This window comes from Streptomyces sp. ADI95-17, assembly GCF_003846175.1.
Classification (GTDB): Bacteria; Actinomycetota; Actinomycetes; order Streptomycetales; family Streptomycetaceae; genus Streptomyces; species Streptomyces sanglieri.
The window spans coordinates 218,195-241,813 of sequence record NZ_ML123052.1 but is presented as its reverse complement, the minus strand read 5'-3'; the positions used below and the strand labels follow the sequence as shown (position 1 = coordinate 241,813).

Genomic DNA, 23,619 nt, shown 5'->3' with positions numbered 1-23,619 from the left:
TGCACGCAGCAAGTAACACGCGGCAACGGCCTGGAGACAGCACCTTGAGCGATCCGTACGAGACAACCGAGCAGCACCTCGAGCGACTCCTGCGACGGGCACTCAACTCTTTCGACCTGCCCGACAGCACGGTCGAGAGACTCGGTACCGCGCTCGCCCACAGCAGTTCCCTGCACTCCTCGCACCACAGTTCCGTACTCCACCGCGAGACCTACCGGCACACGTATCTGCTGTCCGACGGCACCGCGCTCTCCCTCTGGGAGCTGGTGCACGGAGGCCCGCGGAGCGCGGTCGGCCCGCACTCCCGCACGGAGCCCGATCCCAGGCACCACGAGCTGTACGACGACGAGGCCGATGCCCATGTCGCCGCCGCCAGGCTGACCGGCAGTTTCGGTGAGGTTCCGGTGTTCGGGGACGACGGGCCGCAGGCCGACCTGGAGATACTCACGGTCCTGATGGCGGCTCCCCCGGCCCCGCTGCCCCGGATGTACGCCCCGGACAACTCCGCCGACCACGCCCGCCGTGTACTGCGTCGCGCGGAGAACAGCGACGGCCCCGGCGAGGAGACCGCCCGGCTGCTGCGTGCCGCCTTCGCCCACCACATCACCCAGGTCTTCGGCCGGCAGTGCCAGGTGGACGGGCGGGACGCCGGATTCACCCTGTACGAGCACGCCTTCCTGCTTCTCGACGGCAGCGAGACGAGCCTGTGGGAGGTCGAGCACACGGCCACGCCGGACGGCCGCCACATGTGCGAGGTCTACGGCGACGAGGACACCGCCCGCGGGGCCATGGAGAGCCGCACACGCATCTGCTGACCCCGGACCCCATGCCCCCGCCCCCGGCCCCCGGAAGGCCGACGCGGACAGCGATTCGGACGCGCGGGTGCCCGCACCCCGAAGGGTGCGGGCACCCGCGTTCCCGGCAGACCCGGTAGAGGCAGGTCAGGAGGTCAGCGCAGGCTCCTTCGCGACATCGGAGCCGCTCGCCCCGGCCGCGCCCACACCCACACCGGCAGCGGCCCCCGCATCGGCACCCGCGTCGTCGGACTCCTCGCCGTCCTCCGCCTGCCGCTGCGGCCGCGCGGGCAGCGCGAACATCACCAGGAAGATCACCGCGAGCACCCCGGCCACCCACCACAGCGAGTGCTGGAACGCCTCCGCGAACGCCGGGCCCACCTGCGGCGGCGCCAGCCGGTCGTCGATCGAGCCGAAGAAGACGACCGCGACCAGCCCGAGGCCGAGCGCGTTGCCCATCTGCTGCACGGTGTTGATCAGCCCGGAGGCCGAACCGGAGTGCTCCTTCGGCACCTCGGAGAGCACCATGTCCGTCAGCGGCGCCACGATCAGGCCCATGCCCGTACCCATGACCACCAGCGGCAGGATCATCTGCCAGGACGTGATGCCCATGCCGTACCGGTCGGACTCCCAGATGTAGATCAGCAGTCCGGCGACCATCAGCGCCGCACCCGCCTGAAGAACCTTGCGGCCGAACCGGGGCACCAGCTTCTGCACGGAGATCCCGGCGGCGAACGAGACGGCGATCGAGAACGGCACACCGGTCGTGCCGGCCCGGAGCGCGCTCCAGCCGAGGCCCATCTGCATGTAGAGCGTCCAGACCAGGAAGAAGATGCCGAGCCCGATGCCGAAGGTCAGCTGCACCGCGATGCCCGCCGCGAAGCTCTTGACCCGGAACAGCGACAGCTCGACCAGCGGCGAGCCGTCCTTGCGCGCCTTCGACCGCTCGAACACGACCAGGGCCAGGAACACCAGCAGGCTGCCGCCCATCGACACATAGCCCCACACCGGCCAGCCCAGCTCGCGCCCACGGGTCAGCGGGTAGATCAGCATCAGCATGCCCAGTGTCACCAGGACGACGCCGATCAGGTCGAGCCGGAGCGCCTTCGGGGCCTTGGACTCGGTGATGAACTTCCGGCCGAGCAGCAGTCCGGCGATGCCGACGGGCAGGTTGATCAGGAAGATCGGCCGCCATTCGAGACCGGCGATGTTCCACTCGGTGAGCAGCGCGCCCAGCAGCGGGCCGGAGACGGCGCCGAGGCCGACGATCGCACCGAAGAGGCCGAAGACCTTGCCGCGCTCGTGGGCCGGGAAGGTGGCGTGCACGATCGACAGCACCTGCGGAACCATCAGCGCGGCGGTGCCGCCCTGGAGGATGCGGGAGGCGACCAGCATCTCCGGGTTCACGGCGAAGCCGCAGAGCGCGGAGGCCAGCGTGAAGCCGCCGATGCCGATGAGGAACAGCCGCTTGCGGCCGTAGATGTCACCCAGCCGGCCGCCGGTGATCAGCCCGGCCGCGAACGCCAGGGCGTAGCCGGCGGTGATCCACTGGATCGAGCTGAACGAGGCGCCGGTGTCCTCCTGGATGCTCGGGATGGCGATGTTGACGATCGTGACGTCGACCAGGTCCATGAAGGCCGCGGTCATGACGATGGCGAGTGCGAACCAGCGTCGCCGGTCCGACGGGTCCGAGGACACCGTGGGCCCGGATGCCGTGGACGACAGAGGTGCGGAAGAAGTCATATGAAGAAACTAAACAGCCATTAGGTCAGCTCATGACCCAATGGATGGGCATCCTGATGAGACGACCGACACCCCCGCATGAGCCGACCGACACCCCACACATCCAGGCAGTGGACCGGCACCCAGGCAGAAGGCTGAGCCCATGACCGACACCCCGGCACGACTGCTGAATCTGCTGTCGCTCCTCCAGACCCCCCGCGAGTGGCCGGGCAGCGAGCTCGCCGAGCGGCTGGACGTCAGCCCGCGCACCATCCGCCGGGACATCGACCGGCTCCGCGAGCTCGGCTATCCGGTAGAGGCCTCGCGCGGCTCCATCGGCGGCTACCGGCTGGTCGCGGGCACCGCGATGCCGCCGCTGCTTCTCGACGACGAGGAGGCGGTGGCCATCGCGGTGGGCCTGCGGGCGGGGGCCGGGCACGCGATCGAGGGGGTGGACGAGGCGTCCGTACGGGCGCTGGCGAAGCTGGAGCAGGTGCTGCCGTCCCGGCTGCGCCACCGGGTCTCGACGCTGCAGAACGCGACGATGCCGCTGACCCGCGGCGACGGTTCGACCATCGACCCTCGGACGCTGACCGTGATGGCGTCCGCGGTCACCGGCCAGGAGCGGCTGCGGTTCGCGTACCGGGCGGGCGACGGCGCCGAGTCGAAGCGCGAGGCCGAGCCGTACCGGCTGGTGAGCACGGGGTGGCGCTGGTACCTCGTCGCGTACGACCTGGGGCGCGAGGACTGGCGTACGTTCCGGGTCGACCGGGTGAGCGAGCCGTTCGCCACCGGGGCCCGGTTCGCTCCGCGCGCGCTGCCCACGGGGGACGCGGCCGAGTTCCTCGCCGGTTCCATCGCCCGCCGGCAGCCGGAGCTGGCGGTCGACGTGAGCTTCGCGGCCCCGGCGGACTTCGTGTCCGCGCGGCTGCCGGCCGCGATCGGCCCGTTGGAGCGGACCGGCGAGAACACCTGCCGGCTGCGGGCGGTGCTCGCGGACTCGCTGGAGTGGGTGGCGCTCCGGCTGGCGCTGGTGGACTGCGACTTCACCGTGCACGGCCCGCCGCAGATGGTGGAGTACCTGAGCGATCTGGGCGCCCGCCTGACCCGCGCGGCGACTCCCTGAACCCGGCGCCCCACCGACCCCGGGGCAAAAGAATGAGCCCCGGCGCCAGGGGGGGGTGGGCGCCGGGACTCAGCTCTGAGGGTCACGCGAAGCGACCTATTTCGGAGGTTACTGGACGAAGGCTCATGCCGCAGCGTCAAAACCCGTGTCGTGGGCCATTCGCTTCAGTTCGAGCAGTGCGTGCTTCTCGATCTGCCGGATCCGCTCGCGGGTGAGGCCATGCTGCTTGCCCACCTCGGTGAGGGTCCGCTCGCGGCCGTCCTCGATGCCGTACCTCATACGGATGATGGAGGCCGTGCGGTTGTCGAGCTTGCCGATCAGGTCCTCCAGCTCCTCGCTGCGCAGCAGCGTCATCACCGACTGCTCGGGCGACACCGCGGAGGTGTCCTCCAGCAGATCGCCGAACTGGGTCTCGCCCTCGTCGTCCACGGACATGTTGAGGCTGACCGGGTCACGCGCCCAGTCCAGCACGTCGCCCACGCGCTCCGGCGTGGAGTCCAGCTCGGCCGCTATCTCCGTGTGCTCCGGCTCACGGCCGTGCTCACGGTTGAACTCGCGCTGCACCCGGCGGATCCGGCCGAGCTCCTCCACCAGGTGGACGGGGAGCCGGATCGTACGGGACTGGTCGGCTATGGAGCGGGTGATGGCCTGACGGATCCACCACGTCGCGTACGTGGAGAACTTGAAGCCCTTGGCGTAGTCGAACTTCTCGACCGCGCGCACCAGGCCCGCGTTGCCCTCCTGGATCAGGTCGAGCAGGGGCAGCCCGGCTCGCGGATAGCGGCGGGCGACGGCAACGACGAGGCGGAGGTTGGAACGGATGAATACGTCCTTGGCGCGCTCGCCGTCGGCGACCAGCGCCTCCAGCTCCTCGCGCGTGGCTCCGCCGGCCTTGCTGTCCACCGAGCCGTCGAGTATCTGCCGGGCGTAGACGCCCGCCTCGACGGTCTGCGACAGCTCGACCTCCTTCGCGGCGTCGAGCAGCGGCGTACGCGCGATCTCGTCCAGGTACATGCCGACCAGGTCGCGATCGGCGATCTCCCCGCCCGAGGCGCGAACGCTGCTTGCCCGGCTGGTCCCACCGGTGGTGGACGAACGACGGGCGACGGCACGGGTTGCCATGCGTGCTCCCTTGCTGAGTAGGTCGCGACACCCTTTCGGGTGCCCTGCATCCGATGGAAACAACGACTGGAATCCGGACAGAATTCCCACGCCTGGCATTCATTTTCGTGATCATGCAGTACCCTGTGCCGCCACGAGGGGGTGCGCATGCCGGAGAACCGGGCAGAAGTGCAGGTCAGGCCGGGCATCGAGGGTGATCTGGTGGCACTCACGGACATCTACAACCATTACGTGCGTGAGACCACGGTCACATTCGACACGACCCCCTTCACTCCTGAACAGCGACTGCCGTGGTTGCGTTCCCACTCTGAAGACGGCCCGCACCGACTTCTGGTTGCCAAGGCTGTCCGGATTGTCGGTCCCTTTTCGATCCTGGGATACGCCACCAGCAGCGCTTTCCGCCCCAAGGCGGCGTACTCGACCTCGGTCGAGGTGAGCGTGTACTGCGCCCCGTGGGCCATCGGTCACGGCGTGGGCACGCTCCTCTACACGGCCCTGTTCGAGGCGCTCGCCGGTGAGGACGTGCACCGCGCGTACGCGGGTGTGACCCGGCCCAACGACGCCTCCGCCCGGCTGCACGAGCGCTTCGGTTTCCGCCATGTCGGTACGTACGCCGAAGTGGGCCGGAAGTTCGGCACGTACTGGGACGTGGCCTGGTACGAGAAGCGACTGGGGCCGCAGCCCTAGTCCCACGGCCGGTGCCGATCCGGGTCCGAGGTCCGTTACGCCGCCCGGGCCCCGCGCCTAGCGTGCTCCCGTATGGACGACACGAGGAACACCGCGGACGGCACGGGAAGCGCAGCGGACGACACGGAAAGCACTGCGGACGACACCACCGGCACGCTCGACGAGGCGCTGGAGCGCCTCCACACCTCCGGCCCCGAGCGCAACGGCTGGCTGAGCAATCACGGCCCCATGGCCGTCGAGGCGCTGGTCCGGCACGGCCAGGCACCGGCCGTCCACCGCTGGCTCGACCACTACAGCCACAAGCTGGAGGACATGCCGGACACCGCGGCCCGGGTGACGGCGGAGAACTGGCGCGAGGCCCTCGGCGACCCGCGCCGGATCGCGGACTGGACGGAGCACTTCGAGCGGGAGACGGCCGAGCGCCCCTGGCGGGACGTCCTCGCCGAGTGGTGGCCGCGACTGCTCCCCGGCATCGCGGCGGGCGCCACCCACCCCGTGATCCGGGTCGGCCACTCCGTACGCACCCTGCTCGCCGGCGAGGCGACCGCGCCCCGGATCGCCGAACTCGCCCACGGCCTCGGATACTGGGCCGCCCGCCACCAGCCGCTGCCCGTACTGGCCCCGCTCGCCCCCGCACCCACCGCAGCGGCAGCGCTGGACGCCGTGCCGCCGGTGCCCGAGCAGGACGGCGGCATCCGGGACCGGCTGGCGCAGCTCACCGCGTTCCCGGTGTGGCCGCAGCAGTTCACCGACGACCCGGACGAGGCGCGCGACCGGCTGGCGGAGCTGGTGCGGGCCGCGACCCACCGGTTCGCCACGCACGGGCACGGCGAGCCGATCATGCTGGTGCACGCCGCGACCGCGCCCAACGCCGTACTGCGCACCCTGCCCGCACTCCCCCGCGCTCTCTGGGTGCCGAGCCTGGGGGCCGCGTGGGCGGCGAGCGCCGCGGTCACCGCCGCGTACAGCCCGGCCGAGGCCGCCCCGTACACACCGGTGAGCGCCTCCGCCGACGAGCTGTTCGCGCGGGCGGCGGCGCACGGCGACGACCACACCATCAAGTTCACCGACACCGCGCTGGACATCGGCGACGAAACGGCCCTCGCCGCCGCGCTCCGCTCCATCGAACTGAACCCACCGGCCCTGTAACGCCCGTCGCCCCACGAATCGGCCGGCGCCGGACTCAGCCGAACTGCACCGAACGCTTCGCGAGCCCCATCCAGAACCCGTCGATGACGCTGCGTCCCCGGTCCAGCTCGCCCTCCGAGGCGCCGAGCGTCACGAAGAGCGGCGCGAAGTGCTCGGTGCGCGGGTGGGCCAGCCGGCCGGCCGGGGACTTGTTCTCGAAGTCGAGCAGCGCGTCGATGTCCTGCGCCCGGAGCGCCCGGTTCCCCCAGTCGTCGAACTCCGCCGACCAGCCGGGGGTGCCGCCCGCATGCCGCAGGGCGGCCAGGTTGTGGGTGAAGAAGCCGCTGCCGACGATCAGGACGCCCTCGTCGCGCAGTGGCGCGAGCTTGCGCCCGATGTCCATGAGCCGCTGCGGGTCCAGCGTCGGCATGGAGATCTGGAGTACGGGAATGTCGGCGCCCGGGAACATCTCCACGAGCGGGACGTACGCCCCGTGGTCGAGCCCGCGGTCCGGGATGTCCTGGACCGGCGTACCGGCTCCGCGCAGCAGCTTGCGTACGTTCTCCGCCAGCTCCGGGGCGCCCGGGGCGGCGTACCGCACCCGGTAGTAGTGCTCGGGGAAGCCCCAGAAGTCGTAGACGAGCGGGACCGTCTCCGTGGCACCGAGGGCCAGCGGGGCCTCCTCCCAGTGCGCGGAGACCATCAGGATCGCGCGGGGGCGGGGCAGTCCGGCGGACCAGGCGGCCAGTTCGCCGGGCCAGACCGGGTCGTCGGCCAGTGGCGGGGCGCCATGGGAGAGGTAGAGGGCGGGCATGCGCTCCGCGGTGACTGTCATGGCACTCCCCATCCGCTGCTGATCCGGGTAAGTCTTCTGGTGGGCCTTCTACAGGCGCCTTTTTGAGAAGGAAGGGTTCTTTAATCTTCAAGCTTCCTTCCTCCGGAGACCTTAGCTCTATCTAGTTCAACTTTCAAGAAAAGGTCGTACAGTGGAGTACATGACCACGGCATCCACCGGCGAGCCGCGCTGGCTCTCCGACGAAGAGCAGAGCGTGTGGCGCGCGTACCTCCACGCCACCACGCTCATGGAGGACCACCTCGACCGCCAGTTGCAGCGCGATGCCGGCATGCCGCACATCTATTACGGACTGCTCGTCCAGCTCTCCCAGGCCCCCCGCCGCCAGAAGCGGATGACGGAACTGGCCAAGGACGCCAAGATCACCCGCTCACGGCTCTCGCACGCCGTCGCGCGGCTGGAGAAGAGCGGGTGGGTGCGCCGCGAGGACTGCCCGTCCGACAAGCGCGGGCAGAACGCGGTCCTCACCGACGACGGCTTCGAGATGCTGCGCCGGTCCGCACCGGGCCATGTCGACGCCGTACGCCAGGCGATGTTCGACCGGCTCACGCCCGAGCAGGTGCGCTCGCTGGGCGAGATCATGCAGGTCGTCGCCGCCGGTCTGCAGCCGGAGGGCACGGACGCGGACCTGCCCTGGCTGCGCTGAGCCGCCCGCTCGCACGCCCGCACACCACCTGCACCGCGACGCGGCTGTGCCCCGGTCCCGCCGAAGCGGGACCGGGGCACAGCCATGTCACACGTCACGCGCGGCCGTCAGTGGGCGACGACCGGGACCCTGAACTCGTCCTCGACCCCGTCGGCCTCACCCGAACCGGAGCCTCCGGTCGCCGGGCCCGCCGAAGGACGGCCGGCGTTGATGAAGGTCACCGCGATCGCGGAGGCCACCACCAGGATGCCGACGGCCCACCAGATGGCGCCGGTGAAGCCGTGCACCATCGACTGGAGCTTCAGCAGCTCCGGGTTCCTGGCGCCGAGCGCGGCGTGCGAGGAGGCGTACGCCGTCGCGGCCGACGCGGCGATGGTGTTCAGCAGCGCCGTACCGATCGCGCCGCCGACCTGCTGCGAGGTGTTGACCATCGCGGACGCGACACCGGAGTCCCGGGGCTCGACACCGTGCGTGGCCAGCGACATGGCCGGCATGAACGCCGTGCCCATGCCCAGCCCCAGCAGCAGCTGCGCGGGCAGGATGAGGCCGACGTAGGAGGAGCCGATCTCCAGCTGCGTCAGCAGCAGCATGCCGATGGCGGCGACCAGGAAGCCGGGGCCCATGAGCTTGCGCGCCGGCACCCGGGTCATCAGCCGGGCTCCGATCTGCGTCGAGCCGGTGATCATGCCCGCGATCATCGGGAGGAAGGCGAAGCCGGTCCTGATCGGCGAGTAGCCCTTCACGACCTGGAGGTAGTACGTCAGGAAGAGGAACAGCCCGAACATCGCGATGACGGCCAGACCCAGCGAGAGGTAGACACCACCGCGGTTGCGGTCCAGCAGGACGCGCAGCGGCAGCAGCGGCGACTTGACCTTGGACTCGGTCAGGACGAAGGAGAGCAGCAGCACCGCGGAGGCGACGAACATGCCGATGGTCAGCCCGTCCGACCAGCCCGCGGACTCGGCGCGGGTGAACCCGTACACCAGCGAGACCAGACCCAGCGCGGACAGGACCACGCCCGGGATGTCGAGCGAGGCGCGGTTGCGGCTGCCGGCCGGCTCACGGATCACGAAGTACGCGCCCGCGGCCGCGACGATCGCGAACGGGATGTTGACGAAGAACGTCCAGCGCCAGTTCAGCGCCTGGGTCAGGAAACCGCCGAGGATCAGCCCGACGGCGCCGCCGCCACCGGCGATCGCGCCGTAGATGCCGAACGCCTTGGCGCGCTCCTTGGCATCGGTGAACATCACGGCGAGCAGCGACAGGGCCGCGGGCGCGAGCAGCGCTCCGAAGACGCCCTGGAGCGCGCGGGAGCCGAAGAGCATCGCCTGGTTCTGCGCCGCGCCGCCGAGCGCGGAGGCCAGCGCGAAGCCGATCAGGCCGACGACGAAGGTCCGCTTACGGCCCCAGAGGTCGGCGATCCGGCCTCCGAAGAGGAGCAGCCCGCCGAAGGCGAGGGCGTACGCCGTGATGACCCACTGCTTGTTGGCATCGGATATGTCCAGGGCCGTCTGGGCGTGCGGCAGCGCGATGTTCACGATCGTGGCATCGAGCACGACCATCAGCTGCGCGAGGGCGATGAACGCCAGCGCTTTCCAGCGGCTGGGGTCCGGGAGTCGGATGTCGGCTGTTTTTGGCATGGGGGTACCCACCTAAGGACGCGCACGCGCACGGAGGCACGCGAAGGCGCGAAGAGATTCGTGAACCGGGACGAAACGCCGGTAAAGGGCAGACAGTGAACGGGCGGACGGTGAACGGAAGTCGATGGACGGGCGGTTGGCGAAAGGGATGTTCAAGGCGTGGCGGGCGTGGCGGGTGCGCCGCGCGGCCCCTGGCTCAGGAGCCCGGCGCGGATGTCACGGCCGGCGCCGCAGGTCCTCCAAGGTCGCCGCCGTTCCGGGCAGTTCGGACCGGGCCGGGGCCTGCAGTCCGTCCAGGAACAGCTGTAGATGGCGGTGGGTGAACCGGTCGATGTCCGGGCAGCCGATGCCGGGCAGCGGACGGGTGAGCTGGGAGAGGGCGACGAGTACGTCACCGACGGCGATGTCGGTGCGCAGCCGCCCCGCGGACATGGCGCGCGCCACGAGCCCCTCGACGGCCTCTTCGAGGCGCCGGCGCTCGGCGAGCAGTTCGGGATGGTCCTTGTCGAAGCCGCCGGACAGCATCGGGCACAGGGCCCCGATCCGTTCGTCGGCCGCCGCGTGCACGAAGCGGCTGAGCGCGGCGAAGGCGTCGGCCTCCTCGGCCACCGCCTCTTCCGCGCGGTCAGTGGTCCGGGAGGTGACCGCGAGCACGACCTCGTGCACCAGCGCGGCCCGGTCGGGGAAGTTCCGGTAGAGGGTGGCATTGCCGACGCCGGCGCGCCTGGCGACCTCGTCGAGCGGCACATCGGGCCCGAACTCGACGAACATCTCGCGCGCGGCCGTCACGATCCGCTCCCGGTTGCGCAGCGCATCGGCCCGCGGACGGGGCGCCCGGGACTGCGTCGCACCGGTGGCAATGCGGCTGACGGTCTCCACGACGACGGCCTCCTTCTGCTTCCGCTTCTTCCACCACACCTGCTGTGACGGCCCCGTCATCCAGGATGCGAGCCTCCATGGCGGAGGCTTCCCGTAACCGGGGACCATCTCCCCGCTTCACGAGGGACACCAATCCAAACGGGGAACAGCTCCCCACTTATTTCCCCATCGCGATGTGACCTGAGCCACATTCGTGAGCGGGAAAACCAGCCGAACGGCGCACCCAACGAGCGGCACCGCACCACCCGCAAGAGGCTGATCCGCAGAGCGCAGTCAGGGCCGGCCGACTGCCGCGGACCCCGAGGCGCCTATATGCAAAAGCCCCGCCACCGGATACGCAGCCACCGCCGCCCGATCGCGCTCGCCTCCGCAACAGCCCTGGTCATAGCCGCGATGGCCACCGCCAGCAGCACTCTCCCGATAGCCAGCCGGGCCTCGGCAGGACCGGTGGCCACCGCCCGTTCCGCAGGCATAGCCCCGTGCCGGATACCGGCGACCATGGGCGTACAGATGTCGGAGGGCATGCCGACCCCGGAGGGCTACGCCCGCTCCACGGGCAAGGTCCGCGCCCTCAACCTGATGATCGACTTCCCCGACGCGCCGGGTGCCGGCAAGGCGATGGACCGGTACGCCGAATTCTTCCCGCAGACCACCGCCTGGTTCCGGACCGGATCGTACGGCCGCCTCACCTACGTCCCCGACGCCCCGCTGAAGTCCTGGCTGCGGATGCCACTGCCGTTCTCCGAGTACGGGATAGAGCGCGGCTCACCGTACGAACCGGGCTACCGCCACCTCGTCCAGGACATCGTCACCGCCGCCGATCCGAAGGTGGATTTCGCCGCGTACGACCTGCTCAACATCCTGGTCACCCCGAACGCCGGCCCCTCCGCCCTGGACACCGTCCTGTCCGTGACCTTCTCCGGCAACGACGACGCCCCGAAGGCGGACGGTGTTCCCCTCGCCAACACGTCCTTCATCTACAGCCGCCAGGACGACGGCTCGGGATCGTTCAAGCAGACCGGCTACCGGGTCCTGCCGCACGAGAACGGCCATGTCTTCGGCCTCCCCGACCTCTACACGATGGAGGGCGGCGGCTCGGTCGGGCACTGGGACATCATGTCCGAGGACTGGGGGGCCAACAACGACCTGCTGGGCTGGCACAAGTGGAAGCTCGGCTGGCTGGACAACAAACAGATCAGCTGCGCCGCACGCTCCGGCACCAGCGACCACGTGCTCGGCCCGCTGGCCACCAAGGGCGGCACCAAGCTGGCGTTCGTACCGCTGAGCGGCGAGTCCGGGTACGCGGTGGAGGTACGGACCCAGGCCGGCAACGACCAGGCCATCTGCCGGCCGGGCGTACTGATCTACAAGGTGAGCTCGGACATCGACACCGGGCAGGGCCCGGTCTCCGTGACGGACAGCACCAAGGGCAGCACCGGCTGCACCCGGCTGCCCAATGTGCACGCGGGACTGTCCGACGCCCCGTTCCAGCCCGGTGAGACCTTCACCGACCGGACCAACGGAATACGCATATCCGTGGTCGACAAGGACGAGAAGGGAAACTACCGGGTCCGCATAACGCGCCCCTGACACCCCTGACACCCCTCAGCCCGAACCGCACACCGCTCCCCTCCACTCCCCCACTCGCCTCTTCACTCACCCCGGACCTCCGCTTCGACGGGTCCACGCAGCTCGCGCTTGAGGATCTTCCCGGTCGGGTTCCGGGGCAGCGGCTCCTCCCGTACGAGCACATGGGCCGGGACCTTGAACGCGGCCAGGCTGCGTCCGACGTGCGCCCGCAGCTCCTCGGCGGTGACGGTGGCACCGGCCCGCAGGCACACGACCGCGGCGACCTCCTCGCCCAGGACCGGATGCGGCACCCCCAGCACCGCCGCGTCCTCGACGTCCGGATGGTCGTGCAGTACGGCCTCGACCTCGACGCAGTACACGTTCTCCCCGCCGCGGATCACCATGTCCTTGATCCGGTCGACGACACTGACCCGCCCGTCCCGCACCACGGCGAGATCACCGGTCCGGAACCACCCGTCGGTGAACGCGCGCGCGGTCGCCGCCTCGTCGCGCCAGTAGCCCCGGACCAGGGACTGGCCGCGCAGCCACAGTTCCCCGACCTCGCCCTCGGGCAGTGCCTCGCCCGCGGGCCCGGCGATCCGCACCTCGGTGGTGGGGGTGGGGCGGCCGACGCTGCCCGGGTGGAGCCGGTACTCGGCACCGAAGTTCGCCAGGACGCCGCCGCTGGTCTCGGTCAGGCCGTAGCCGTTGCGGGGTTCGACGCGGTCGCCATGCCGGTCGGTCAGCCGGGCGACCAGATCGGGCGGTGCGGCGGCCCCGCCGGTGTTCAGCATCTGCAGGCTCTCCAGGCCGTCGCCCGCCTGCTCGGCAGCGGCGAGCAGCTGGAGCGCGGTCGCCGGGACGCCGGCGTAGTGGGTGACGCCGTGCTCGCGGATCAGCCGCAGCGCCTCCTCGGCGTCCCACTTCCGCATCAGCACGAGGGTGCCGCCCGCCGCCATCGCCGCGTAGAAGCCGGTGAACGCGGCGACGTGGAAGAACGGGAACGTCAGCAGCGACACCGGGGCGGGCCCCTGCCCCGGGATGATCCCGCGCCCGAGCGCGGAGGCTGCCGCGTGGAACCGCGGGTTGAGCACCGCCCCCACCTGGGCGAGATGGGTGGCGACCGCACCCTTGGGCCGGCCGGTGGTGCCGGAGGTGTAGATGATCGTCGCGTCGTCCTCGGGCCGGATCTCGACCTCGGGGGGTGCGGCGAGCGGATCGGGCGTGGGCAGATCCTCGTACCGCTCGCAGCCCTCCGGAACCTCCCCCTCCCCGTGGAAGACGACCACGCGCGCCCCGCTCCCGGCCGCCCACCCGGCGACCCTGGGCAGCCGTTCCCCGTCCACCAGGAGCACCCGGGGTTCGCAGTCGTCGAGCGCGTACGTGAACTCGTCCTCGGTCCACCAGGCGTTGAGCGGTACGGCGACCAGGCCGGCCAGCTGGGCGGCCCAGAAGGCGATCTGCCACTCGGGGTGGTTCCGCATCGCGACGACGGCCCGGTCCCCGGGGCGGAGCCCGTACACCTCGGTCATCCGGCAGGCCAGCGCGGAAGCGGCGGCGAAGAACTCGGCGTACGAGTAACCACGCTCCGCCGAGACCAGGAACGGCCGGTCCCCGAAGGCCCAGGTGGTCTCCACGAACTCCCGGAGCGTCCTGGGCCCGTCCGCGTACACGAGCGACCCGGCGTGCACCCCGTCCTCCACCCGCACCACGGCGAACGGGGCACCCGGGCCGGTCAGCGCGGCTTCGATACGGATGGCGGCCTCGGCCGCGGCTGCGGCGGCCTCCGGGTCGGGGGCGGCGGCGGGGGTCGGGTCGATGTGCGGCACGAACGACCTTTCTAAGCGCTTGCTCAGTACATTCGCGACGTTATGCCCGCCCCCGCCCCGCGTCAAGACGCCCGAGCGGCGGCGACAAGCCCCTCCAGCCGGCCCTCACTGACGGGCCCGGACGCCGTCGCGGCGATCCGCCCACGCGCATCGATGACAAGGGTGACGGGAAGCCCCTGAGTGCTCAGCAACCCCTTGGGCAACGCGAAGAACTGCTTTCCGCGCGGATCGAGAACGCTGGGATAGGGCATGTCGAACTCACGCGCGAAGCCCTGCGCCTCGTCGGCGAACTGGTCCCGGTTGATCCCCAGCACAACGACACCCTGCTTCTCCATCTTCCGGTGGTACCGCACCAGAACCGGAATCTCCTTGCGGCAGGGTTCGCACCGGGAGGACCATGCGTTGACCACGACCGTCTTCCCCGCGAAGTCGGAGAGCTGAATCGGCCTCCCGTCGACATCGGCCCCCATGAAGGCCGGCGAGACCGGACGGGACGCGTCCTCTATCGTCAGCGTGCCGTCCTTGTTGCGGTGGTAACCCGCGGGGGTACCCGGACTGCTGCCACTGAACGCGATCACTCCGACAAGAACGACGGCAAAGGCAAGGGCAGCCAGGAAGGGAACATAGGGGCGTTTCATGGGGGTCCTTCGACGAATCGACGGTCACCCGCCGTGCGGCACCCGGCCCGGAAGCCCCCATCCCCCAGCACACCGCCGCACCCCGCCCGCCCACACGGCGACACCCGCCATTCCGGGGAAGACCCGAGATCTGCGGTGCGGACAAGACATGCGGGGACACCCCGTACCTGCTGCACAACGGTTCTTGCTGGTCAGTCAGAACGGTACGCCCACCCCCAACTCCCCTCACGAACAGCCCCCTTGCAACCCCGCCCGAACCGACGAAGGCCCCAGACGGAACGGGGCTGGGGCGGGACCGGGCACGGGGACGGGTGCGAGGCCGGGCACGAGGTCGGTACGGGGCCGGGGCGGGGCCGAGCACGGGGACGGGCACGAGGTCGGTGCGGGGACAGTTACGGGGCCAGGCACTGGGCCAGGCACGGGGCCGGTACAGCGCCAAGATCCACGCCGTGCGCGTACCCACGCGGCACACAACCGATCACAGCCCACGAAGGCGGCAATGGGGGGGGCGACCTCCGCAAGCCCGATCCGCTAGGCTGTCAGCGGTCAGTCAGCCAGTAGCAGTCCGACCAGGACGCTTGTCTCACCGGGCACGGCATCCCCGACAGGGTTTCCGGACCGGCTTCCGACAGGCTCCGCCTTCGTGGGCCTTGTGGATAATTACGAAACCGCAGGTCAGGGCCTCGTCGCAGCGAGCTCTCGAAACGCCTCTGCACCGAATCGGGAACGCGTGGAGCGTCTTCGCAGGTCAGGCTGTGTAGCGCCGCGTGACTGACGCCGCATCGCCGTTGAGGGCTCCGCACTGAGGCATTGCGGGTGCGGCCGGGCCGCACATCCAGCGCTGAGGCTGCGCTGTTCATGCAGACGTCCCAGCCCGGCGGCCTGCCGTAGGGAGAGCCCGTTGTTCGGTACTCACCTCATACGGGGCCTTGCCGGCGCAGGAGTGCTTTGGCCCGTCTTGGGGCCGACGGGTGAAAGTCTTGCCCCGTCTCCGGTCCGGGAGCGACTCTGGGCGATGAACCCGATGCCGACGCCCTCGAGGCCGTCGTGTCGAAGAAGTCCTGCAAGCCCCGGGGTAGCTGTACGGCCTGCACCTCGTGTAGTCGACGGCCATGCACCGCTTGGCAGGGTCCGTGCTCCGGCTGGGCCGCACCGTGGTCACGTACCGCTCGTGCCTGCGCCTAACCGCCGCAGCGTGGGCGGCGACCGCGCTGCTGCTGGGGACAGGCACTGCTGGCTCTGATCACGAGAACGGACGGCACTTCGACGTCAGTTTGAGAGGCGCGGGCGGCTGCTGGGCTACCCGTAATGTTCATGAGTTTGGACAGCGCGGTGAGAGCTGGGGCCTATGGCTGTGTGGGGGTGAGGATCGTGCAGATGTCGTCCGCGCCGCAGGCGGCGGGGTCGGTGGTGGCGGCTCGGTCCGCGAGGGCGCGTACTGCGTCGCGGGTGGCGGCGAGTTCGGCCATGCGACGGTCGATGTCGTCCAGGTGCTCGTGGATGAGGCCGGCGACGTGTGAGCAGGGGGCGTGGCCGTCGTCGCGCAGGGCTCGGATGGACAAAGCGTTGAAACGGGCCCCGGCGCATCCCTCGCCGCTGCGGCGAGGGATGCGCCGGGGCCCGTTTCTGATGTTCGTCGATCAGGTCGGAGGCGTGTGGGATGGGTCAGAAGCAGCCGGGTCCGGTGGAGGGGTTGAAGCAGGCGTTGATGCCGGGGCCGCCGTCGTTGGTGTTGGTGCCGGTGCCGCCGAAGAGCGCGTCGTTGCCGGGACCGCCGAAGAGGGCGTCGTTGCCGTTGTTGCCGTTCAGGTTGTCGGCACCGTTTCCGCCTTCGATGCGGTCGTTGCCGTCGCCGCCGGACAGCACATCGTTGCCGTCGCCGCCGCAGATGATGTCGTTGCCACCGCGGCCGTCGACCACGTCGTTGCCGCCGAGAGCGAAGATCACGTCATTGCCGGGAGTGCCGATCAGGACGTTGTTGCCGTTGGTACCGGTGATGGTGGGCGTGGCGGTCGCGCAGGTGGGAGGCGCCGGCTCGTAGGTGATGGTCACCTGGGCCGGCCCCGCGGCCGGAGCGGAGGTACCACCCGTGGGGACACGGTTCGACGCACCACCGCCGCCACCGGGACCGTAAGCGGGAGGAAAAGAAAGACGGTTGCAGCCTCCGCCGCCGCCTCCGCCGAACCAGCCGCCCCCGCCTCCGCCCGCCCCGAAGTTGCCTCCGCCGTTGCCGCCCGCACCGCCCGTGCCCGGAGTGCCGGATGTACCACCGGAAGCGGGGCATACGGCTCCGCCTGCGCCGCCGGCTGTCTGGGTTCCGCCGCCTCCGCCCTGGCCGCTGTTCGTTCTGCTGCCGCCGGCACCCCCGGTGTTTCCGGCGTCTCCGCCGGTGGCCTCCGGGTTGAGGAAATTGGTGGGGACGCCGCTTCCTCCGCCGCCTCCGCCGCCCGCGACGATGAGGCGGGGGTCGGTGCCGGGGACGCCGGTCAGGGTGCAGCCGGGGCCGGCCGAGCTGCAGGTGCGGACGTCGCTGGAACCGCCGCCGGCACCGCCCGTAGTCGCCGATCCGCCGCCGGCGCCCCCGCCCGTGCCGACGTTGACATAGAGGGTGGTGGTGCTCGGCGGCACGGTGACGGTGCCGGTGACGGTGGCGCCGTTGCCGCCTGTGCCGCCGCTGGGGCCGTTCTGGCCTGCGGCGCCGGTGGCGGTGACGGTCAGTTGGGTGACGCCGGCCGGGACGGTGAAGGGCTGGTCGGCGCCGGCGTTGAAGGTGACGGTCACGGGCACCGCCGCAGCAGCGGGCGTGGCCGTGGGCACCACCAGGGCCGCCGGCAGCGCCACCGTGGCGAGCAGCACGGCAGCACGCCGGGCCGGGCGCCTCCGCTCCCCCGCGGCTCCGGCACCACGTCGAGAGAACATGGCATGTTGCAGGGTCGGTCTCACGATGGGGACTCCTCGACAAAGAGCGCAGCACACAGCACGTGCCACGGACGTCGGTTGGTGTTCAGGCCCCTGCCGGGACCGCCCGACGATCAAGCCACACGCACCCTGTGCGGCCGTACAGACACACCGTCATACCGCCCGCGATCCACCGACCAGCCGCTGCCCGACCCCGCACTCGGTCCTGCGATCCGTTGCCAAGTGGACCGATGCCCTGCCAGGTCACCCCGCCCCACCATAGGAACAGGGATCCCTCCGCTCATATGAACAGGGATCCCTCCGCTGCTGGTCACATGATCCGCCGGACAGGCCCTAGCCGATGAAGCTTGCCTGGACGATCAACAACCCCGTCACACGTTGTGCCTGGAGCGTTCGCGGATCGGCATGCGGCCCGGCACCGGCTCGTGCACCAGTACGCCCGAGAGACCTTCCCCAACTTCCCACCCAAGAAGATCCCCGGCTATTTCACCCCGGTGCGCCTGCTGGCGTGTCAGACCGCGACGGTGGGCCGTCTGCCATTGGCCGGATCGGCTGTGCTTGCAGCGATGTAGCGCTCCGCGTCGAGGGCGGCGGCTGCGCCGGTGCCGGCGGCGGTGATGGCCTGGCGGTAGGTGTGGTCGACGACGTCTCCGGCGGCGAAGACGCCGGCGAGGCTGGTGCGGGTTGAGGGTGCCGCGACTTGGATGTAGCCCTCGTCGTCGAGGTCGAGTTGGCTGGTGAACAGCGCGGTGCGCGGGTCGTGGCCGATCGCGATGAACAGGCCCGTCGCGTCCAGTTCGCGGGTCTTGCCGGTGAAGGTGTCGCGCAGGGTCAGGCCGGCGAGCATGCCGTTCTCCTCGCGGAGTTCGGCGATCTCGCTGTCGAAGGCGAAGGAGATCTTGTCGTCGGCGAAGGCGCGGTTCTGCATGACCTGGGAGGCGCGCAGTGTGCTGCGCCGGTGGACGATGGTCACGGACTTGGCGAAGCGGGTGAGGAAGGTGGCCTCTTCCATCGCGGTGTCGCCGCCGCCGACGACCACGATGTCGCGGTCGCGGAAGAAGAACCCGTCGCAGGTCGCGCACCAGGAGACGCCTCGGCCGGAGAGCGTGTCCTCCTTGTCCAGGCCGAGCTTGCGGTAGCCGGAGCCGGTCGCGACGATCACTGTCTTCGCCCGGTGCACGGTGCCGGACGAGTCGGTGAGCAGCTTGATGTCGCCGGTGAGGTCGACCTCGACGATGTCGTCGTCGATCATCTCGGCGCCGAACTTCTCGGCCTGGGCCCGCATGTTCTCCATGAGGGCCGGGCCGTCGATGCCGTCGGGGAAGCCGGGGAAGTTCTCCACCTCGGTCGTGGTGGTCAGTGAGCCGCCCACGGAGATCGAGCTGCCGAACAGCAGGGGCTTGAGCTGGGCGCGGGCGGTGTAGAGGGCGGCGGTGTATCCGGCGGGGCCGGAGCCGATGATGACGACCTCGCGTATGCCGGAGTCGGTCACGCCGCTCATGCCTCCGTCTTCGCGTCGATCTCGGCGATCAGGGCCTCAATGCGGGTCTTGATCTCGTCGCGGATCGGGCGCACGGAGTCGACGCCCTTGCCCGCCGGGTCCTCAAGGGCCCAGTCGAGGTACTTCTTGCCGGGGAAGATCGGGCAGGCGTCGCCGCAGCCCATGGTGATGACGTAGTCGGACGCCTGGACGGCCTCGGTGGTGAGGATCTTCGGCTTCTGGTCGGAGATGTCGACGCCGACCTCCTTCATGGCCTCCACCGCGGCCGGGTTGACCTGGTCGCCGGGGATCGAGCCGGCGGAGCGGACCTCGATCCGGTCGCCCGCGAGGTGGGTGAGGAATCCGGCGGCCATCTGCGAGCGCCCGGCGTTATGGACGCAGACGAACAGCACGGAGGCGAGCGGGGAGGAGGACATCGGTTCTTCCTTCGTAACGTGGAGCGAGTAGTTCAACAGGCAGTGAGGACAGGGGATTTCAGGCGGCGCTCGGCAGCGAGTCGAGCAGCTCGGTGATGTGCGCGTCGATCGCGTCGCGAAGGGTGCGCACGACGGCGATCGGGGCGCCTTCGGGGTCGGCGACAGGCCAGTCCAGGTAGCGGCGGCCGGCCACGACGGGGCAGGCGTCGCCGCAGCCCATCGTGATCACGATGTCGGCAGCCCGGACCACCTCGTCGGTCAGCGGCTTGGGAAAGGCTCTCTCCGCGGACGGGACGCCTGCCTCGGTGAGGACCTGGGCCACCACCGGCTCGACGGCCGAGGCCGGATGGGTACCGGCGGACGACACCGTCACATGTCCCTGGGCACGGTGGGCAAGCAGGGCCGCGGCGAGCTGTGAGCGTCCTGCGTTGTGGCTGCAGACGAACAGCACCCGGGGCAGTCCGCTGCCCGGCGCCCCCTCGATGTGTGCCAGGGCGTCCAGGCGTTCGGCCGCGAGGCGCTCGGCCAGGACGACCAGGTGCGTCGTGACGCGGGCGGTCGCGGCCAGGCGCTCGTAGGAGTCGGTGATGACCCTCTGCACGGTCTCGGCGCAGAAGCGGCCGCGGTGCGAGGTGGCCAGGCGAGCGGCGCCTGCGGCGAGACGCCCATCGGCAGGACGGGGGACGGCGACACGAGAACCCCCTTCAGCGGGTTCCAGAAGATCAGCACCGACTGGTATCAGTGTCGAGTGATGTGAGAGTATCAGTCCATGCTGACTTCAGTCGACACTGACGTGATCCGGGTCCTGGGCGACCCGCTCCGCCTGAAAATCGTCACTCTGCTCGCCCAAGAGACGCTCTGTACGACGCACCTCGTGGAGGAGACCGGAGCCAAGCAGACCAACCTCTCCAACCACCTGAAGGTGCTGCGCGAAGCCGGCCTGGTGGAGACGGAGCCGTGCGGCCGCTTCACCTACTACAAGCTGTGCCCCGAGGTCCTGGCCGGCCTGTCCGAACAGTTCGCCGAGCTCGCCGCTTCGGCCCGTACCGCCGCCGAGAACAAGAGGGCCTGCTGATGAGTCGCACCGACACGACCCCGCAGACCGACCAGGATGCGGCGTCCGGCGCCGGCATCGTCGCCAAGCTCTCCACCCTCGACCGCTACCTCGCGGTGTGGATCCTCATCGCCATGGGCGTGGGCCTCGGGCTCGGGCGTCTGATCCCCGGTCTGAACGACGCCCTGGCGAAGGTCGAGATCGGCGGCGTCTCGCTGCCGATCTCGCTCGGCCTGCTCGTGATGATGTACCCGGTCCTGGCAAAGGTCCGCTACGACAAGCTCGACACGGTCACCGGCGACAAGAAGCTGATGGTGTCGTCGCTGGTCATCAACTGGATCGTCGGCCCCGCGGTCATGTTCGCCCTGGCGTGGATCTTCCTGCCGGACCTGCCCGAGTACCGCACCGGCCTGATCATCGTCGGGCTCGCGCGCTGCATCGCCATGGTCATCATCTGGAACGACCTCGCCTGCGGGGACCGCGAGGCAGCGGCCGTCCTGGTCGCCCTGAACTCGGTCTTCCAGGTCATCGCCTTCGGTCTGCTGGGCTGGTTCTACCTCGATCTGCTGCCGAAGTGGCTGGGCCTGGGCGACGATCAGAGCCTGGACATCTCGATGTGGAAGATCGCGCTGAACGTGGTCATCTTCCTCGGCATCCCGCTGGTCGCCGGCTTCCTGACCCGCCGCGTCGGTGAGAAGAAGCTCGGCCGCCAGAAGTACGAGTCCGACTTCCTTCCGAAGATCGGCCCGTGGGCCTTGTACGGCCTGCTGTTCACGATCGTCATCCTCTTCGCCCTGCAGGGGAAGACGATCACCTCGCAGCCGGTGGACGTGGTGCGGATCGCGCTGCCGCTGCTGGTCTACTTCGCCGTCATGTTCTTCGGCACGTTCCTTCTGGGCAAGGGCCTCGGCCTGGCCTACGACCGCACTGCGACCCTCGCGTTCACGGCGGCCGGCAACAACTTCGAGCTGGCCATCGCGGTCGCCATCGCCACGTTCGGCGTCACCTCCGGGCAGGCGCTGTCCGGCGTCGTCGGCCCGCTGATCGAGGTGCCGGTGCTGATCGGCCTGGTCTACGTCGCGCTCGCCTGGCGCAAGAAGTTCGACGCCCGTGCGGTGACGACGTCCTCGTGACACACACCGGGGACGTGGTGGTGATCGGTGGCGGCCAGGCAGGGCTCGCTGCCGGTTACCACCTGCGCCGCCAGGGCCTGGACTTCGTCATCCTGGATGCCCAGTCCACGCCCGGCGGTGCCTGGCAGCACACCTGGGACTCGCTGCATTTGTTCTCCCCGGCGGCGTTCTCCTCGCTGCCCGGATGGCTCATGCCCGCCCAGAGCGGCGAGGAGTACCCGGATGCCGGCCATGTCGTGGAGTACTTCAGCCAGTACGAACAGCGCTACCAGCTGCCCGTGCAACGACCGGTCCGCGTGCAGGGGGTACGCAGGGACGGCAGGCGGCTGCGGGTCGAGACGGACTCGGGCACCTGGTCGGCGCGGGCAGTTGTCTCGGCGACGGGCACCTGGTGGCGCCCGTTCCTGCCAGCCGTGCCGGGGCAGACGATCTTCTCGGGCCGGCAACTGCACACCGTGAACTACCACCACCGCTCAGGCCGCGGGCATGGTCAGCAGCTTGCCCATCGCCGCGAGGACGGAGGGCTCGACCCGGTAATACACCCAGGTGCCGCGCCGCTGGGAAGTGAGCAGTCCGGCCTCTTTGAGCTTTTTCAGGTGGTGGGAGACGGTCGGCTGGGAGACGCCGACGTCGGAGATGTCGCACACGCAGGCCTCGCCGCCCTCGTGCGAGGCGACGGCGGAGAACAGTCGCAGCCGGATCGGGTCGCCCAGCGCCTTGAACATCGGCGCGGCCGTCCCGGCCTCAGCTGCGGTGAAGGGGCGCTCGGTCAGCGGCGGGCAGCACGGCACCACCACCGCGCCGTCATCGGCATCGAGCTGCGGCATCGCCTGCGTGTTCGACATCTTTCTATATTGACATACGCCGAACCAAGCGTCGCCGGTCGGCTGGCGCGGGTCATCTCCAGGCCAGGTGGGCGGCCAGGCGCCGCGCAATGCGCGCCGCGTCGCGGCCGACCCCGCGCAGGGAGGCGGAGGACAGGCTGCGCTGCCATTCCAGACCGACGAAGGCGAGGCCGGGGTGGGCAAGCGCGATCCCGTCGCGGTGGCGCGGTCGGCCGTGCCCGTCCAGGACCCCAAGAGGGCTGAGGTAGCCGACGTCGGGCCGGTAGCCGGTGGCCAGCACGATGGCGTCGACCTCTTCGGCCCTCCCGTCCGGCCAGAGCACCTTGGAGCCCTCGACGGACGCGAACATGGAGCGCTGGTCAGGCTCATTGGCGGCGAGCGCCGCCCGGTAGCGGCCGTCATCGATGACCGCCATGGTGGCCGGAGCGCGCTGGAAGCGCCCCAGAGGGGCGATGTCCAGCCCGGTGACCTTGAGCCAGAAGTGCAGGTCCCTGCCGGCCAGGGGGCGCTGCTTGAACCACCTGACCGCAGAGCGGCTGGCCAGGCTGACCCGGGCGTGACCGGCGAGCTCGGCCGCGATCTGCACCGCGGAGTTGCCGCCACCCACCACCAGAACCCGCTGACCGGCAAAGGGCTCCGGATTGCGGTAGTGCGCGGCATGCAGGACGGTGCCGGTGAACGACTCAAGACCGGGCAGGGCGGGCCGGCTGGGGCAGCCGAAGCCCCCGGAGGCCGCCACGACGGCGCGCGCCCCCAGTTGGCTTCCATCTGCCAGAGTCAGCAGGAACCCGGGCCCCTCGCTGCGGACTTGGTCCACGCGGCGCCCGGTACGTATCTCCGCATCCAGCCGGGCGGCGTAGCGCAGGAGGTAGTCGACCACCTCGTCCCGGTGCGGGTAGCGCTGCGGGTCGCCGCCGAACCGCAGCCCAGGAAGGGCGCTGTAGCGGGCGGGGGAGAACAAAGTGAGGCTGTCGTAGTAGCGCGGCCACGAGCCGGCCGCCCACCCTGAGGCTTCCAGCACCACCGGAGCAATCCCGTGCTGCACAAGGGCGCGGGCGGCGGCCAGCCCCGACTGCCCCCCGCCGATCACCGCGACGTCCACGTGCTCCATGAACAAC

The 23,619-nt window shown here is 70.3% G+C and carries 22 protein-coding genes and 1 pseudogene; 9 read left to right on the top strand and 14 right to left on the bottom strand.

Annotated elements, in window-relative coordinates:
* The first annotated feature begins 44 nt into the window (after positions 1 to 44).
* Entirely contained in the window at positions 45 to 815 is a 771-nt protein-coding gene (locus EES42_RS38375; RefSeq protein ID WP_124722824.1) for a DUF6227 family protein, read from the top strand.
* A 126-nt stretch (positions 816 to 941) separates the two neighbouring features.
* Here EES42_RS38375 and EES42_RS38370 read toward each other — a convergent pair whose 3' ends face one another.
* Positions 942 to 2,537 (bottom strand): MFS transporter, encoded by a 1,596-nt coding sequence (locus tag EES42_RS38370; RefSeq protein ID WP_124722823.1) that lies wholly within the window; start codon positions 2,535 to 2,537, stop codon positions 942 to 944.
* A 142-nt stretch (positions 2,538 to 2,679) separates the two neighbouring features.
* Here EES42_RS38370 and EES42_RS38365 point away from each other — a divergent pair, with 142 nt between their 5' ends.
* Positions 2,680 to 3,642: a helix-turn-helix transcriptional regulator gene (locus EES42_RS38365; RefSeq protein ID WP_124722822.1), complete on the top strand. Its 963-nt coding sequence runs from the start codon at positions 2,680 to 2,682 to the stop codon at positions 3,640 to 3,642.
* Positions 3,643 to 3,765: 123 nt separating this feature from the next.
* Here the strand turns inward: EES42_RS38365 and EES42_RS38360 are convergent, their stop codons facing one another.
* Positions 3,766 to 4,764 carry a sigma-70 family RNA polymerase sigma factor gene (locus EES42_RS38360; protein ID WP_124722821.1) on the bottom strand — a complete coding sequence of 333 codons (999 nt, stop codon included), beginning with the start codon at positions 4,762 to 4,764 and terminating at the stop codon, positions 3,766 to 3,768.
* Positions 4,765 to 4,911: 147 nt separating this feature from the next.
* On the opposite strand from EES42_RS38360, the gene EES42_RS38355 reads away from it, so the two are divergent.
* Both EES42_RS38355 and EES42_RS38350 read left to right on the top strand, forming a co-directional pair.
* Positions 4,912 to 5,451 (top strand): GNAT family N-acetyltransferase, encoded by a 540-nt coding sequence (locus tag EES42_RS38355; RefSeq protein WP_124722820.1) that lies wholly within the window; start codon positions 4,912 to 4,914, stop codon positions 5,449 to 5,451.
* Positions 5,452 to 5,523: 72 nt separating this feature from the next.
* Complete coding sequence (locus EES42_RS38350; RefSeq protein WP_124722819.1) at positions 5,524 to 6,600, top strand: questin oxidase family protein; 1,077 nt, start codon at positions 5,524 to 5,526, stop codon at positions 6,598 to 6,600.
* 34 nt (positions 6,601 to 6,634) lie between these two features.
* Here EES42_RS38350 and EES42_RS38345 read toward each other — a convergent pair whose 3' ends face one another.
* The gene (locus tag EES42_RS38345; protein WP_124722818.1) at positions 6,635 to 7,414 is read right to left on the bottom strand and encodes a dioxygenase family protein; all 780 of its coding nucleotides are present in this window, start codon (positions 7,412 to 7,414) and stop codon (positions 6,635 to 6,637) included.
* A 151-nt stretch (positions 7,415 to 7,565) separates the two neighbouring features.
* On the opposite strand from EES42_RS38345, the gene EES42_RS38340 reads away from it, so the two are divergent.
* Positions 7,566 to 8,078, top strand: coding sequence for a MarR family winged helix-turn-helix transcriptional regulator (locus EES42_RS38340; RefSeq protein WP_206433798.1), 513 nt, complete (start codon positions 7,566 to 7,568; stop codon positions 8,076 to 8,078).
* 107 nt (positions 8,079 to 8,185) lie between these two features.
* Here the strand turns inward: EES42_RS38340 and EES42_RS38335 are convergent, their stop codons facing one another.
* Both EES42_RS38335 and EES42_RS38330 read right to left on the bottom strand, forming a co-directional pair.
* Entirely contained in the window at positions 8,186 to 9,718 is a 1,533-nt protein-coding gene (locus EES42_RS38335; protein ID WP_124722816.1) for an MFS transporter, read from the bottom strand.
* Between the two features lie 216 nt (positions 9,719 to 9,934).
* Entirely contained in the window at positions 9,935 to 10,657 is a 723-nt protein-coding gene (locus tag EES42_RS38330) for a TetR/AcrR family transcriptional regulator (RefSeq protein WP_241196865.1), read from the bottom strand.
* Between the two features lie 252 nt (positions 10,658 to 10,909).
* Between EES42_RS38330 and EES42_RS38325 the strand changes: the two genes are divergently transcribed.
* Positions 10,910 to 12,187, top strand: coding sequence for a M6 family metalloprotease domain-containing protein (locus tag EES42_RS38325; protein ID WP_124722815.1), 1,278 nt, complete (start codon positions 10,910 to 10,912; stop codon positions 12,185 to 12,187).
* Positions 12,188 to 12,249: 62 nt separating this feature from the next.
* On the opposite strand, the gene EES42_RS38320 is transcribed toward EES42_RS38325, so the two are convergent.
* From EES42_RS38320 to EES42_RS38285, 7 genes are all read right to left on the bottom strand, one after another.
* The gene (locus EES42_RS38320) at positions 12,250 to 13,995 is read right to left on the bottom strand and encodes a class I adenylate-forming enzyme family protein (protein WP_124722814.1); all 1,746 of its coding nucleotides are present in this window, start codon (positions 13,993 to 13,995) and stop codon (positions 12,250 to 12,252) included.
* A 62-nt stretch (positions 13,996 to 14,057) separates the two neighbouring features.
* Positions 14,058 to 14,633, bottom strand: coding sequence for a TlpA family protein disulfide reductase (locus tag EES42_RS38315; RefSeq protein WP_124722813.1), 576 nt, complete (start codon positions 14,631 to 14,633; stop codon positions 14,058 to 14,060).
* A gap of 1,346 nt (positions 14,634 to 15,979) precedes the next feature.
* Entirely contained in the window at positions 15,980 to 16,195 is a 216-nt protein-coding gene (locus EES42_RS38310) for a MerR family DNA-binding protein (RefSeq protein ID WP_241196864.1), read from the bottom strand.
* Positions 16,196 to 16,298: 103 nt separating this feature from the next.
* Complete coding sequence (locus EES42_RS47445; protein WP_266774518.1) at positions 16,299 to 17,552, bottom strand: calcium-binding protein; 1,254 nt, start codon at positions 17,550 to 17,552, stop codon at positions 16,299 to 16,301.
* 511 nt (positions 17,553 to 18,063) lie between these two features.
* Positions 18,064 to 19,053, bottom strand: a complete 990-nt coding sequence (trxB, locus tag EES42_RS38295) for a thioredoxin-disulfide reductase (protein WP_124722811.1) — start codon at positions 19,051 to 19,053, stop codon at positions 18,064 to 18,066.
* Positions 19,050 to 19,469 carry an arsenate reductase ArsC gene (locus tag EES42_RS38290; RefSeq protein ID WP_124722810.1) on the bottom strand — a complete coding sequence of 140 codons (420 nt, stop codon included), beginning with the start codon at positions 19,467 to 19,469 and terminating at the stop codon, positions 19,050 to 19,052. The genes trxB and EES42_RS38290 overlap by 4 nt, the downstream gene beginning before the upstream one ends.
* A gap of 58 nt (positions 19,470 to 19,527) precedes the next feature.
* Complete coding sequence (locus EES42_RS38285) at positions 19,528 to 20,187, bottom strand: arsenate reductase/protein-tyrosine-phosphatase family protein (protein WP_124722809.1); 660 nt, start codon at positions 20,185 to 20,187, stop codon at positions 19,528 to 19,530.
* A 51-nt stretch (positions 20,188 to 20,238) separates the two neighbouring features.
* On the opposite strand from EES42_RS38285, the gene EES42_RS38280 reads away from it, so the two are divergent.
* From EES42_RS38280 to EES42_RS38270, 3 genes and pseudogenes are all read left to right on the top strand, one after another.
* Positions 20,239 to 20,544, top strand: coding sequence for an ArsR/SmtB family transcription factor (locus EES42_RS38280; RefSeq protein ID WP_100595489.1), 306 nt, complete (start codon positions 20,239 to 20,241; stop codon positions 20,542 to 20,544).
* On the top strand, positions 20,544 to 21,656 hold the full coding sequence (gene arsB, locus EES42_RS38275) for an ACR3 family arsenite efflux transporter (protein WP_124722808.1): 1,113 nt from the start codon (positions 20,544 to 20,546) through the stop codon (positions 21,654 to 21,656). The genes EES42_RS38280 and arsB overlap by 1 nt, the downstream gene beginning before the upstream one ends.
* Positions 21,653 to 22,120: pseudogene (locus EES42_RS38270) on the top strand (FAD-dependent oxidoreductase); the annotation flags it as partial. The gene arsB and the pseudogene EES42_RS38270, both read left to right, overlap by 4 nt.
* Before the next feature lie 9 nt (positions 22,121 to 22,129).
* Here EES42_RS38270 and EES42_RS38265 read toward each other — a convergent pair.
* Both EES42_RS38265 and EES42_RS38260 read right to left on the bottom strand, forming a co-directional pair.
* A complete protein-coding gene (locus tag EES42_RS38265) occupies positions 22,130 to 22,501 on the bottom strand; it encodes an ArsR/SmtB family transcription factor (RefSeq protein ID WP_124722807.1) in 372 nt (123 codons plus the stop codon).
* A gap of 52 nt (positions 22,502 to 22,553) precedes the next feature.
* Complete coding sequence (locus EES42_RS38260; protein WP_124722806.1) at positions 22,554 to 23,612, bottom strand: flavin-containing monooxygenase; 1,059 nt, start codon at positions 23,610 to 23,612, stop codon at positions 22,554 to 22,556.
* Positions 23,613 to 23,619: the final 7 nt, after the last annotated feature.